The 12111-nt window shown below is 42.4% G+C and carries 11 protein-coding genes; all 11 read left to right on the top strand.

Annotated features, from left to right (window positions below; translation table 11 throughout):
* Positions 1 to 1190 (top strand): SpoIIE family protein phosphatase (locus KHB02_RS20295; protein ID WP_241113990.1); only part of this gene is annotated, 1190 nt, incomplete at its 5' end.
* 93 nt (positions 1191 to 1283) lie between these two features.
* Positions 1284 to 2021, top strand: a complete 738-nt coding sequence (locus tag KHB02_RS20290; protein ID WP_213148315.1) for a VWA domain-containing protein — start codon at positions 1284 to 1286, stop codon at positions 2019 to 2021.
* Entirely contained in the window at positions 1990 to 3003 is a 1014-nt protein-coding gene (locus KHB02_RS20285; RefSeq protein ID WP_213148314.1) for a protein kinase domain-containing protein, read from the top strand. Before KHB02_RS20290 ends, KHB02_RS20285 begins: the two co-directional genes overlap by 32 nt.
* A 276-nt stretch (positions 3004 to 3279) precedes the next feature.
* On the top strand, positions 3280 to 4665 hold the full coding sequence (gene tilS / locus KHB02_RS20280; protein ID WP_213148313.1) for a tRNA lysidine(34) synthetase TilS: 1386 nt from the start codon (positions 3280 to 3282) through the stop codon (positions 4663 to 4665).
* A gap of 25 nt (positions 4666 to 4690) precedes the next feature.
* Positions 4691 to 5230 (top strand): hypoxanthine phosphoribosyltransferase, encoded by a 540-nt coding sequence (gene hpt / locus KHB02_RS20275; protein ID WP_277398324.1) that lies wholly within the window; start codon positions 4691 to 4693, stop codon positions 5228 to 5230.
* 135 nt (positions 5231 to 5365) lie between these two features.
* Positions 5366 to 7306 carry an ATP-dependent zinc metalloprotease FtsH gene (ftsH, locus tag KHB02_RS20270; RefSeq protein WP_213148312.1) on the top strand — a complete coding sequence of 647 codons (1941 nt, stop codon included), beginning with the start codon at positions 5366 to 5368 and terminating at the stop codon, positions 7304 to 7306.
* A gap of 111 nt (positions 7307 to 7417) precedes the next feature.
* A complete protein-coding gene (locus KHB02_RS20265; RefSeq protein WP_213148311.1) occupies positions 7418 to 8203 on the top strand; it encodes a type III pantothenate kinase in 786 nt (261 codons plus the stop codon).
* Positions 8204 to 8216: 13 nt separating this feature from the next.
* Positions 8217 to 9095, top strand: a complete 879-nt coding sequence (gene hslO / locus KHB02_RS20260; RefSeq protein ID WP_213148310.1) for an Hsp33 family molecular chaperone HslO — start codon at positions 8217 to 8219, stop codon at positions 9093 to 9095.
* Positions 9096 to 9119: 24 nt separating this feature from the next.
* Positions 9120 to 10019, top strand: coding sequence for a peptidyl-prolyl cis-trans isomerase (locus KHB02_RS20255; RefSeq protein ID WP_213148309.1), 900 nt, complete (start codon positions 9120 to 9122; stop codon positions 10017 to 10019).
* Positions 10020 to 10182: 163 nt separating this feature from the next.
* Positions 10183 to 11112: a cysteine synthase A gene (cysK, locus tag KHB02_RS20250; RefSeq protein ID WP_213148308.1), complete on the top strand. Its 930-nt coding sequence runs from the start codon at positions 10183 to 10185 to the stop codon at positions 11110 to 11112.
* 107 nt (positions 11113 to 11219) lie between these two features.
* Positions 11220 to 12065 carry a dihydropteroate synthase gene (gene folP, locus KHB02_RS20245; protein WP_213148307.1) on the top strand — a complete coding sequence of 282 codons (846 nt, stop codon included), beginning with the start codon at positions 11220 to 11222 and terminating at the stop codon, positions 12063 to 12065.
* Positions 12066 to 12111 lie beyond the last annotated feature (46 nt).

The raw sequence follows: 12111 nt of genomic DNA, 5'->3' as shown, positions 1-12111 counted from the left end.
AAAACGACGGCAATATTTCTTTAAGGATGTCAAGAGAATGGGAAAAGCTTTGTTCGCGGCCGAAAAAGGTGTATGAAACAATTGCCCAGGAACTGACTTTTTACCAGGCCAATATAAAATTGAAGAAAAAAGTACACGAAAGTCGAAAGCTGGTTGCGGACCAACTTTTAGGTGTTTCTGAAGTGATGAACAATTTCGCCAAGGAAATCCAGCGTGAGCGGGAAAATTACTACAAACAGGAGGAGCAAATCATGGAGGCCATGCAAGGATTTGGCATCCATATTGAACAGGTGGAAATTTACAGCTTGGAGCCGGGAAATGTTGATATTGAAATGTCTGTTCCGTTTTGCAATGGCCACGGGGAGTGTGAAAAGTTAATTGCTCCCATGCTGTCCGATATTCTTGGGGAAACGATTGTGGTTAGATTGGAGGAATGTGCAACCTATCCAAATGGCTTCTGCCATGTTGTCTTTAGGTCTTCAAAGGCCTATACGGTCGACACGGGTGTAGCCCATGCTGCCAAGGATGGCGGTTTAGTGTCTGGTGACAGCCATTCCACGATTGAACTGGGACTTGGAAAAATGGCACTCGCCATCAGTGACGGAATGGGGAATGGCGAACGGGCTCATTATGAGAGTGATGAAACACTAAAGCTGTTGCAAAAAATTCTCCAATCAGGCATTGAAGAAAAAATCGCCATCAAATCGGTTAACTCCATCCTCTCACTGCGGACAACCGATGAAATATTCTCGACATTGGACTTGGCGATGATTGATTTAAAAAACGCATCTGCCAAATTTCTTAAAATAGGATCTACGCCGAGCTTTATTAAAAGGGGGAAAAAAGTCATTAAGATACAGGCAAGCAACCTGCCGATGGGAATTCTTCAAGATTTTGAGGTAGATGTAGTGGATGAACAGTTAAAGGCAGGGGACTTGTTAATTATGATGAGCGACGGTGTCTTTGAGGGGCCGAAGCATGTAGAAAATTATGATTTATGGATGAAACGGAAAATCCTTGAACTGGAAACAGATGACCCTCAAGAGGTAGCTGATTTAATCCTAGAAGATGTGATTCGCTCCAAATCGGAAATAATTGACGATGATATGACCGTCATGGTGGCAAAGATCAGACATAATACTCCGAAATGGGCAACTATTCCTGTTCAAAAGATGAAGCGCCAAGCGTAACTAATTATTTTACACTGGATTCTGCTAATTTATGTATAAATACTTTTTCCCTCGTCGACAATGATACCAATTCATTTGTGGAGGGAGAAGGTTATGTACACAGGGAAGATTCGCCAAATCCTATTAATTACAGATGGCTGCTCCAATCAGGGTGAGGACCCGATTGCGATGGCTGCACTAGCTCATGAACAGGGAATAACCGTCAATGTCATTGGTGTAATGGAGCATGATGTGATTGATGAAAAAGGAATGACAGAAATAGAAGGAATCGCTGCTTCAGGCGGCGGCGTGAGCCAGATAGTCTATGCAGAGGCGCTCTCACAAACGGTTCAAATGGTCACAAGAAAAGCAATGAACCAAACCATCCAAGGGGTGGTAAATCGGGAATTGCAGCAAATCCTCGGCCGTTCCAAGACAATGGAGGACCTGCCCCCGGAAAAAAGAGGCGAAGTGATGGAGGTTGTCGACGAACTCGGCGAGACTGTCGAATTAGAGGTGTTGATTCTTGTCGATACAAGCGCGAGCATGAAGCAAAAGCTTCCGACCGTAAAAGAGGCGCTGCTTGACCTTTCACTAAGCTTAAACGCAAGGACAGGAGATAACCAATTTTCTGTTTATGTATTTCCCGGGAAAAAGAATGATGTCGAAAGATTGCTGGATTGGACGCCAAACCTACAAAATTTGACAAGCATCTTTTCCAAATTGACCACGGGGGGAATAACCCCGACAGGGCCAGCCATCCGGACTGCTTTAACGTCCTTTAATCAAAAACGATCATTAAGGAGTCTCTTATCAGACGATGATGAATCATACATGGAAGAATCAATATAAAATCAGTCCGGGAACAAATGTTACAGGGAGATGGCATTCCAAACAATATAAAATCATAAAGGAACTAGGATTTGGAGCAAACGGGGTGGTCTACCTTGCAAAGAATAATAATACACAGGTCGCTCTAAAAATGAGCGATAACGGTATGTCCATCACGTCTGAGGTAAACGTTTTAAAATCCTTTGCAAAGGTCCAGGGCCAAGAAACCCTTGGGCCTTCTTTGTTTGATGTCGATGATTGGCAAGTTGGCAGAGGGAACTCCCGCCCTATTTCGTTTTATGTGATGGAATATATTCAGGGACCCGATTTGCTGTCCTTTTTAGAGCAGAAGGGAAAATCATGGATGCCGATTTTGTTCCTGCAATTATTAAGTGATCTTGATAGGCTGCATGGCAGCGGCTGGATTTTTGGGGACTTAAAACCGGAAAACCTGATTGTGACTGGCCCTCCTCCGAAAATCAGGTGCATTGATGTCGGCGGAACAACAATTGAGGGAAGAGCCATTAAAGAATTCACGGAGTTCTATGATCGCGGCTATTGGGGCTTGGGCTCCAGAAAGGCCGAAGCAACCTATGATTTGTTCTCGGCAGCGATGATGATGATTAATACTGCATATCCTAAGCGTTTTAAAAAAACAACAGGCGGAATAGAGCAATTAAGGGAGGCGATTCGTTTAAAACCGGAACTGCATCGCTATGAACGGGTTATCCTAAAGGCTTTAATGGGACATTATCCTAGTGCCAGCCAAATGAGATCAGACCTATTGGACACCATCAGCGACCAGCCAAAAAAGGATTCCAAACCGGTATCCAAGGGGGTCAGACCCGGCCAGCATTCAGCACAATCCCCAAAAGGGAATATTAACATTTCCCGCCGCGATTTCCGAAAGAAAAAGAAAAAAAGCGGCTGGCTGGAATTTTTCATTATTGCCATAGTGCTAAGTGTATTGTATGGGCTATATATTTTTTTAAAACTGCTTTAAATGAAAACTTGCCGATTGGCGAGTCCGTAAGGATGATGACAGAGGCGTAGTTGAGTTTATGCGTTAAGAAAGTATAGAATTTGAAAAAATTTTATACTTTCTTATTAGCAAAAAAATGAAACTTTTTTATTCTTTCTCCGTAAATAACAAGAGTTCAGGTTTTTATGAAATATTTCTTTTTCAAACGGGCCTATAATTTTGATAGTTACTCTAAAAGAGTGGTATTCTAAACTTAAGTTTTTCTAAAAACATTGATTTTAGAGAGTGTGTATCTGTATGTTAGAAGCCAAGGTTGAGGACTTTCTTAACCGGCATTCATTTAAGCTTAAAGATAAAAGAATTGTTGTCGGGGTTTCAGGCGGGCCTGATTCGTTGGCGCTGCTCGACTTCCTGCTAAGGAAGAAGGAAAAACAGAACCTGACGATTATAGTTGCTCATGTTGACCATATGTTTCGCGGCCAGGAATCCTATGAGGATGCTATGTTCGTTAAGGAATTTTGTCAACAGTATGGAGTTCCTTTTGAAATGATCCGGGTTAATGTAACGGACATCATGAAGAAGGAAGGGAAAAGCTCACAGGTAGCTGGCAGGGAAGTACGATACTCCTTTTATTCGCAAGTTATGGAAAAGTATCAAGCCCCCTATTTGGCTCTTGGACATCATGGTGATGATCAAATCGAAACGATTCTCATGCGCTTTACAAGGGGCAGTACAGGATTGGCTAGGGCTGGCATTCCTTTCTCCCGCCCCTTCCATTTCGGCACAATATTTCGCCCGTTCTTATGTATAACAAAGCGTGAAATTGAACAGTATTGCCAAAAGCATCAGCTTACACCAAGAATCGACCCAAGCAATAAAAAGGGTGTATACAGTAGAAATCGGTTTCGCAGTGAAGTTCTTCCTTTTTTAAAATCGGAAAATCCTCTTGTCCATGAACAGTTTCAGCGATTTAGCGAAGACCTGCAAGCGGATGAATCGTTTCTTCAGGAATTAACGATTGAAAAAATGAATACAGTAGAAAAACAAAGGAAAGCCGATAAAATTTTGATTGACATTGGGAGATTTCTCGAATTGCCTTTACCTTTACAAAGAAGGGGTATTCAACTAATATTAAACTATCTTTACAAAAAAAGGTGCGCAGATCTTTCAGCCATCCATATCGACCAAGTTTTTAATCTAATCCAGCGCGGCGGACCATCGGGGAAATTGGATTTTCCGGGCGGGTTAAAAGTAATCCGTTCTTATCAGGAATTATCCTTTGAATTTAAGCCCGTTAAAGTGGAACAATACCTTTTTGAGGTGAATGAGCCTGGAATGATTAATCTGCCTAATGGCACCACTGTTAAGGCAGAGTATACCGATTTGGGTATTGCTGATATTCCTGCCAATATGGCGGTGTTTGACACCGAGAGAGTAACCTTTCCGATTATCATTCGGACAAGAAACAAAGGCGATCGAATGACCTTAAAAGGGATGACAGGTTCCAAAAAGTTAAAAGATATCTTTATTGACCAAAAAATCCCGCTTCATGACAGGGATACATGGCCGGTCATAACAGACAGGGAAGGGAGTATCCTATGGCTGCCAGGTCTTAAAAAGTCATCATTTGAAGGTATAGAAATGTCAGCTAAACAATATATACTACTTACATATATTAAGTAAACATCTTCTAGGGGGCACACTAATAATGAACCAGGATATTAAGGAAGTATTAGTATCAGAAGAGGAAATACAAGAAAAAGTAAAGGAGTTAGCGGCTCAATTAACCGAGGAATATAAAGATCGCTTCCCCCTTGCAATTGGAGTCTTAAAAGGTGCATTGCCTTTTATGGCTGATTTGTTAAAACGAATGGATTGCTATTTGGAAATGGATTTTATGGATGTTTCCAGTTACGGAAACGCGATGGTTTCCTCCGGAGAGGTAAAAATAATTAAGGATTTGGATACATCTGTAGAAGGAAGAGACATCCTAATTATCGAAGATATTATCGACAGCGGTTTAACACTCAGCTATTTAGTCGATTTATTCCATTACCGTAAGGCAAAATCCATAAAAATTGTCACGCTGCTGGATAAGCCGGCGGGTAGAAAAAGCAAGATACAAGCTGATGTTGTTGGCTTTATTGTTCCTGATGAATTTGTGGTAGGTTATGGATTGGATTACATGGAAAAATACCGGAACCTTCCATATATTGGCGTTTTAAAGCCGGAAGTATATAGCAAATAATCATTAATCGAAACCAAAAAATGAGGCGTTATTCTCGCTGTCCAAAACCTATTATGGCGAGGGCAATTCCTTGAATTAACAGGATTTTCTATGATACTATTTAATATAGTCTTTACCCGCGGGAGGAGGTAAGAGATGAATCGGATTTTCCGTAATACCATCTTTTATTTATTAATATTTTTAGTCATTATTGGCGTAGTCAGTTTTTTTAATGGCAGCAATGAACCAACCGATCATATTTCCTATGATAAGTTCGTAACACAACTGGAAAATGGTGAAGTTAAATCATTTTCGATGCAGCCTGAGCGGGGAGTATATGAGGTTCGTGGAGTGTTGGAAGCTGGGGATAAAAAATTTATTACCTATATTCCAAACAGCGAAAAAATCCTTGATCGCATTGATAAAGCTGATTCCAAGGTAGAAGTAATGCCTGCTAAAGAAACAAGCGGCTGGGTAACTTTCTTTACTTCGATCATTCCGTTTGTGATTATCTTTATTTTATTCTTCTTTTTATTAAACCAAGCCCAAGGCGGCGGCAGCCGAGTTATGAACTTTGGGAAATCAAAAGCAAGACTTTATAACGACGATAAGAAAAAGGTCCGTTTTAGAGATGTTGCCGGTGCAGATGAAGAGAAGGCCGAGTTAGTGGAAGTCGTTGAATTCTTAAAAGACCCTCGTAAGTTTGCTGAGCTTGGCGCGCGGATTCCTAAAGGAGTTCTGTTAGTCGGACCTCCAGGAACTGGTAAAACCTTGCTTGCCCGGGCAGTAGCCGGTGAAGCAGGCGTTCCGTTCTTCTCGATCAGCGGTTCTGATTTCGTAGAAATGTTCGTCGGGGTCGGTGCATCCCGCGTGCGTGATTTGTTTGAAAATGCGAAGAAAAACGCACCATGTATTATTTTTATCGATGAAATTGATGCTGTAGGACGTCAGCGTGGTGCCGGTCTAGGCGGCGGGCATGATGAACGCGAACAGACATTGAACCAATTGCTTGTCGAAATGGATGGCTTTGGTGCCAATGAAGGAATCATTATCATTGCAGCTACCAACAGACCAGATATTTTAGACCCTGCATTACTTCGTCCAGGACGTTTTGATCGTCAGATTACGGTAGACCGTCCGGATGTCAATGGCCGTGAGGCAGTGCTTAAAGTCCATGCCCGCAATAAGCCTTTGGATGAAGCTGTTAATTTAAAAAATATTGCGATGCGTACACCTGGTTTTTCAGGTGCAGACCTGGAGAACTTATTGAATGAGGCAGCCCTTGTTGCCGCCCGTCAAAATAAAAAGAAAATCGAGATGGTTGATATCGATGAAGCAACTGACCGCGTGATTGCCGGACCAGCGAAAAAGAGCCGGGTCATTTCAGAAAAGGAAAGACGGATTGTTGCTTTCCACGAAGGCGGCCATACTGTTATCGGCTTAGTCCTGGATGAAGCGGATATGGTTCACAAGGTAACGATTGTGCCGCGCGGGCAGGCAGGCGGTTATGCCGTGATGCTTCCGAGAGAAGACCGCTACTTTATGACAAAGCCAGAATTGCTTGATAAGATTGTTGGTCTATTAGGCGGACGGGTTGCAGAAGAGATTGTGTTTGGTGAGGTAAGCACCGGCGCTCATAACGACTTCCAGCGTGCGACCGGCATTGCCCGTAGAATGGTTACGGAATTTGGAATGAGCGATAAGCTTGGGCCGCTCCAATTTGGCCAGGCGCAAGGCGGTCAGGTGTTCTTAGGACGTGACCTTCATAATGAACAAAATTATTCTGATGCCATCGCCTATGAAATTGACCTTGAGATTCAACGGATTATAAAGGAATCTTATGAAAGATGCCGACAAATCCTTACTGAAAATCGTGATAAACTTGACCTTATTGCAAAAACCCTGCTAGAAGTGGAAACACTAAATGCAGAGCAAATTAAGTATTTGATTGAAAATGGCCATTTGCCGGAAAATCCTGCTGAATTAGAATCTGTTCGCTTAGATACTAAAAAAGCAGATGATGTGAAGGTAAATATTAACATGAAAAAGGATGAAGACGTTAAGGAAGATGCTCCTAACGATCCTGAAAATAAATAAAATGAAGAAGAGTGCTTCAGCAGAAGCACTCTTATTTTTTTTCACCCGCAATGTAAATATGGTATTATGTTTGCATATAAATGAAAATTTCCTAAAAAGTGAGTGATAGATGTGATTTTCGTTATTGATGTGGGGAATACAAATATTGTCCTTGGTGTTTACAAAGGAGAAGAGCTGAAATACCATTGGCGGGTAGAAACAAGCCGGAACCGTACAGAAGATGAATTCGGGATGAATATTAAGTCTTTGTTTGATTATTCAGGCCTTGCTTTTTCTGATATAGATGGAATTATTATTTCATCTGTTGTTCCGCCAATCATGTTCGCCTTAGAGAGAATGTGTCATAAGTATTTTCATGTGAAACCGCTGGTTGTTGGTCCTGGCATTAAAACAGGCCTAAATATTAAATATGAAAACCCTCGTGAGGTTGGAGCAGACAGAATTGTAAACGCTGTTGCAGCGATCCATGAGTACGGCAGTCCATTAGTAATTGTTGATTTCGGAACAGCCACTACCTATTGCTATGTAAATGAGGAACGCCAGTACATGGGCGGTGCCATTGCACCGGGAATTGGCATTTCTACTGAAGCTTTGTATTCAAGAGCAGCAAAGCTCCCGCGTATTGAGATTGCCCGTCCGGAAGGAGTTATTGGGAAAAACACCGTTGCTGCTATGCAGGCTGGCATTGTTTATGGCTATGTTGGACAGGTTGAAGGCATTGTTAGACGGATGACAGAGAATAGTGAGAAAAAGCCGACTGTTATTGCAACTGGCGGGCTTGCCAGTTTAATTGCTCAAGAGTCAACCGTTATAGATGTAGTCGATCCATTTTTAACTTTAAAGGGGCTTCACCTTATCTATAAACGGAATATGGATAATATAAAGAATAGCAACTAGAAAGGGGTTTAACATGAACGATTATTTAGTTAAGGCGCTTGCCTATGATGGAAATATAAGGGCATATGCCGTCCGCACGACGGAAACAGTCAGTGAGGCGCAAAGACGCCATCAAACATGGAGAACAGCTTCAGCCGCGCTTGGCCGCGCAATGACCGCAGGGGTGATGATGGGGGCGATGCTTAAGGGCGACGAAAAGCTGACCATCAAAATCGATGGCGGCGGCCCGCTTGGTCCGATTCTCGTCGATAGTAACGCAAGCGGTGAGGTGCGCGGATATGTGACCAACCCAGAGGTTGATTTTGAATCGAACGAGCATGGTAAGCTTGATGTCCGCCGCGCGGTCGGAACGGACGGGACATTAGCGATTGTAAAGGATATTGGCCTCAGGGATTTCTTTTCGGGCCAGGTTCCGCTTGTTTCCGGAGAACTCGGAGAGGATTTTACATATTATTTTGCAACATCTGAGCAAGTCCCGTCCTCAGTAGGTGTGGGAGTCTTGGTGAATCCTGATGATTCCATTCTGGCAGCTGGCGGCTTTATCCTACAAATCCTGCCTGGAACAGAAGATGCCGTTATTACCAAATTGGAGGAACGGTTAAAGACGATTCCGCCTATTTCGAAATTGGTGGAAGAGGGTTTAACCCCTGAAGAAATTTTAAATGAACTTTTTGGACAAGAGAATGTGAAAATCTTGGAGACCATGCCGGTCAAATTTCAATGCACTTGTTCAAAACAGCGCTTTGCTGATGCCATCGTCGGATTAGGTGCCCATGAGATTACCGCGATGATTGAAGAGGATGGACAGGCAGAGGCTCATTGCCATTTCTGTAACGAGAAATACCTCTTTACTAAAGAAGAGCTGGAGGAATTGAAAGAATCAGCTAAATAATCGTTTATGGGGAGAGAATTAGGCTTGGGGAAAAAGCAACTGTGGATGGTAATCGCCGGCCTTATCATGCTGAATTGTTTAACCATCGCCTTTTTTCTGGCAAAGGGAACCGGAGATGGCGGGACTGCAATAAATGATGAAGCTGTGGCAACCGTGGGGAAGCAGTCAGTTACAAGGCAGGAATGGCTAAATGAATTGGAAAAAAGATATGGGAAAGATATCTTAAAAGAGTTGATTGACCAAAAGGTTATTCGTGAGATGGCAAAGAAGTATGACATTAAAATCTCAGACCAAGAGGTTGAACGTGAATTTCGGCTCTTGCAGGCCACGAATAGCGCATTCAGCCAAAAAAGTCAGCTTGATGAGAAAAGGTGGAAGGAACAAATTCAGGACAGTCTTCTCCTGCAAGAGCTTTTGACAAAAGATGTAATCATTTCTGATAAAGAATTGCAGAACTATTACCAAAAGAACAAGGATTTATACGATGTCCCGGAAATTTATCATCTATCCCATATTGTAGTGAAAACCAAGGAAGAAGCGAATAAGGCGATAAAAGAATTGGCGCAGGGGTCGAGTTTTTCAGCTTTGGCCATGGAGCGTTCCATTGATGAATTCTCTTCGAATGAAGGCGGAGATATTGGATATATTAGTGATGGGGATGAGCGATACCCAGAAAGTTATATTGACACGGCAAAAAAATTAAAGAAAAAAGCTTATAGTAAACCATTTAAGATTGACGATGGGTACGCCATCATCAAAATGGAAGACAAAATCAGCGGTAAAAAGTACTCCTTCGACGAGGTTAAAAAACAAGTCCGCCGCCAATTGGCCTTGGAGCAGATGAAGACCCCAGCCTCTGCTTCTTCCTTCTGGAAAGAAGCCAAGGTAAACTGGTTTTACGGGACAAATAACGAAACAAATTAAAGCACAGGAATCCATCTTGTGTTTTTCTTTTAGGCAAATTTGTTTCGAAAATTTTCACAAAATTCCCTAGTCAAAAAGATTGACAAAACAAGTATAAAACTGGTAAATTCAATATATATAAATCCAATAAAAATACTCGGAATAGAATGGAGAGAGATTTCAGATGGTTCGTGTGGCAAATTCCATTACAGAATTAATTGGGCAAACACCGATTGTAAAGCTTAACAAATTAGTTGATGAAAATAGCGCAGATGTTTATTTAAAGCTTGAATACTTTAATCCAGGCAGCAGTGTAAAAGACCGTATCGGATTAGCAATGATTGAAGCTGCAGAAGAAAAAGGCTTAATCAAACCAGGTGTCGATACAATTGTTGAGCCTACAAGCGGCAATACAGGTATCGGACTTGCGATGGTAGCTGCTGCAAAGGGCTATAAAGCTGTATTTGTAATGCCAGAAACAATGAGCTTAGAAAGACGGAATCTGCTTCGCGCCTATGGTGCTGAATTAGTTCTTACACCAGGACCAGAAGGAATGAAGGGAGCTATTGCTCGCGCAGAAGCTTTAGTTGCTGAAAACGGCTACTTTATGCCGCAACAGTTCAAAAACGAAGCAAACCCTGAGGTTCACCGCAAAACAACAGGGAAAGAAATTGTCGAGCAAATGGATCAGCTTGATGGATTTGTTTCCGGTATTGGTACAGGCGGAACTATTTCAGGTGCCGGCAGTGTTATCCGTGAAAAATTCCCTAATGTAAAAATCTATGCTGTTGAGCCGCAGGATTCAGCAATTCTATCTGGCGGTAAGCCGGGTCCGCATAAGCTGCAAGGCCTTGGTGCTGGCTTCGTGCCTGATACATTAAATACAGAAATTTATGATGAAGTTGTTCAAATTAGCACGGAAGAAGCATTTGATGCTTCCCGCCGCGCGGCCAGAGAAGAAGGAATTCTTGGCGGTATTTCTTCCGGCGCTGCTATTTCTGCAGCATTAAAAGTGGCAAAGGAACTTGGAAAAGGCAAAAAAGTATTAGCAATTATACCTGATAACGGCGAGCGTTATTTAAGTACTCCTCTATATCAATACGATGTAGAATAAGTGAACGGACAGGGGGTCGGCGGCAATTGCCGGCGTCCTCTTTTTTTTGTGTCCTAGTCCTCTTTTATTGTATGATTAAAGGATAAGAGTTTTTAGGAGGGAATGGGATGAATGCAGCTTTTGAACAAAACATCCATTGCGGGCCATACACATTGGACATGAGCAAAAAAACCATTGTGATGGGAATCCTCAATGCCACACCAGATTCATTCTCCGACGGCGGTAAATTTAATAATATTGACAGGGCTGTTGAACATGCTAAGAAACTGGTTGAAGCTGGCGCTGATATTATTGATATCGGAGGAGAATCTACCCGTCCTGGCTTTGCGGTAGTTCCTGAGGAGGAAGAAATTAAGCGGGTAGTTCCGATTATTGAGGCCATTGCCAAACAAGTTCAAGTGCCAATTTCGATTGATACATACAAAGCGGAAGTGGCCAGGCAGGCGATCCAAGCTGGTGCCCATATTATTAATGATATCTGGGGGGCAAAGGCGGATGAGCGGATGGGTGAGGTTGCGTCGGAATATGATGTTCCAATTATCTTAATGCACAATCGCCATGATCGAAATTATCGATTGTTTGTAAGGGATGTCATCAATGATTTATATGAAAGCATCGCGATTGTTAAAAAAGCGGGTGTGAAGGATGAAAATATTATTCTCGACCCGGGCATTGGTTTTGCTAAGGACTATCAAGAAAATCTGTTGATGATGCAAAATTTAGATAAGCTTGTGATGCTTGGCTACCCGGTTCTCTTGGCAACCTCCCGAAAAACGATGATTGGACAGGCCTTAAATCTGCCTGTTAATGAAAGAATGGAGGGTACAGGGGCAACCATCTGTTACGGCATTCAAAAAGGCTGCCAAATGATCCGTGTTCATGATGTCAAAGAAATGAGCAGGATGGCAAGAATGATGGATGCAATGATGGGAAAGGGTGACATGCTTGGATAAAATATATGTTAATGGTATGGAGTTTTACGGGTACCACGGCGTTTTT

The sequence above is a fragment of the Neobacillus citreus genome (genome assembly GCF_018343545.2).
Classification (GTDB): Bacteria; Bacillota; Bacilli; order Bacillales; family Cytobacillaceae; genus Neobacillus; species Neobacillus citreus.
This window is presented reverse-complemented; position numbering and strand designations above follow the sequence as displayed.